Below are 1,745 nucleotides of genomic sequence, written 5' to 3' on the forward strand. Positions count from 1 at the left end.
CAGCAGGGCGTCGAGCGCGGTCAATAGATTGAGGTCGAGCGAATTCAAATTCATGAGGTGAATATGTATCATATTCGCTATCGATTTGAAGAATTCTCAATCGCCGCCGATGATCTCCGTGATGCCACCAAACGGAGATGCCGCCATGAGCGCGAGCGCCAACAAGAAACTGATGCAGGACATTTTTGCCGCCGCCGCGAACCCGGATCCGGCGGCGCGCGACCGCGCGTTGTTCGCCGCAAGCCTTGCCGATGACGCCCAATGGATCGTGACCGGCCAGTATTCCTGGTCGCGCACCTTCTCGGGCAAGCAGTCGATCCTCAACGATCTGCACGGCTATGTCCGCACACGCCTCGTCGACCGCACCCGCACGGTCGCCCACCGCTTCATCGCCGACGGCGACATCGTCGTGGTGGAAGCCAAGGGCGACAACGTCACGCCCGGGGGGGTCCGCTACGACAACGACTACTGCCTGGTGTTTCGGCTGGAGGACGGCAAGATCAAGGAGATCAGGGAATATTGCGACTCGATCCTGACCGAAAAGGCACTCGGCCCGTTTCCGCAAACACCCGTGAGGGCCGTGAGCTGACCGGATTGAACGGCGTCGCGTCCACCGACCGACCCTGTCCGTCACAGCCGTCGATTGTCGCGCGGGCCTGGCGGACGCTGGTGGATATCATGCGGGTCCGGCGGGAGCGGTTCCGGGTCTGGCATCAGCTCACTGCCATGACCGAACGGGAGCTTCAGGATTGCGGGACGACCCGGGCGGAGATTTTATACCAGCTGCATAAGCCCCGCCGGAGGAAATGAAGAACGGGCCGGCCATGGCGAGCGGGCGTCGATCCCGGTCGCGCCGGCATCGGCGCCCGCGATCCAGAAGCGCTGCGCGCTGGACGTGGTCGCGCGCGCGCCCGGCAAAATGACGCAGGCAGCAGCCTAACGAACGTCCATCGGGGCGCTCCGTGCAGCGATCTGCATGCGCCTGCGGGGCTTGCGCCAAAACCTTGCGCAACTGCCGATAAAATCAGCAGATTTTGTGCGGGGCCGTGCGCGCTTGGGTGAAAAATCAGAAGGTTCAATTAACGAGTGTCCCCCATTGTGCCGCGGTGCAGCGTAGGTCGCCGAGAAACGACTCGCGGCTGCCAGGGTGGCCGGAGACGATCGCCGGACGTTCGGCCGCTCGAATTCACATGCATCTGGGTGGACAGTGGGAATGCCGAAATTTCGTTTGCGGATCAGGGGACGCCTGTACGCAGGTTTCATGGCCTTGGTGGCGGTCGGTCTCGTGATGGCGGTGGTCGCCGTCTGGAATTTGCGGGCCGTGCAGGAGCAGGTCGCAAAGCTCTCGGCGTTTTCGGACAGCACGGCGCGGGTTCTGGAAATCTCGACCCACCTTCAGGCCATCCAGCGGGCCAATCTGCGATACATCTACGACGCCAACGAGCCTGCGATGAAGGAAGCTTCGGAACGGGAAGCCGCGGCGACCGAGCTGTTGAAGGTCGGGGCGAAGGGGACGGCCTCCGAGGAGCGGCGGAAGCTCTACAACGATCTGGTCGACGACATCGCCAAAATGCGAAGTCTGCGTGACAATCTCGGGGACGCCGTCAACGAGGCGAGAACGGGCAAGGCGACGCTGCTGCCGAGCGGCGACGAGCTGACCGTCAAGATGGGCAAGCTGGTCGACGTGGCGCGCGCAGCCGTCGACGAAGACACCGCGGCCCTCGTCGCGGACCTCGAATACTGGC

The 1,745-nt window shown here is 63.2% G+C and carries 1 protein-coding gene and 1 pseudogene; both read left to right on the forward strand.

Annotated features, from left to right (window positions below; translation table 11 throughout):
- Positions 1 to 145: 145 nt before the first annotated feature.
- A complete protein-coding gene (locus ACXJL8_RS40240) occupies positions 146 to 589 on the forward strand; it encodes a nuclear transport factor 2 family protein (RefSeq protein ID WP_456620476.1) in 444 nt (147 codons plus the stop codon).
- 624 nt (positions 590 to 1,213) lie between these two features.
- Positions 1,214 to 1,745 (forward strand): annotated as a pseudogene (locus tag ACXJL8_RS40245) (methyl-accepting chemotaxis protein); the annotation flags it as partial.

This window comes from Bradyrhizobium sp. P5_C11_2, assembly GCF_054049755.1.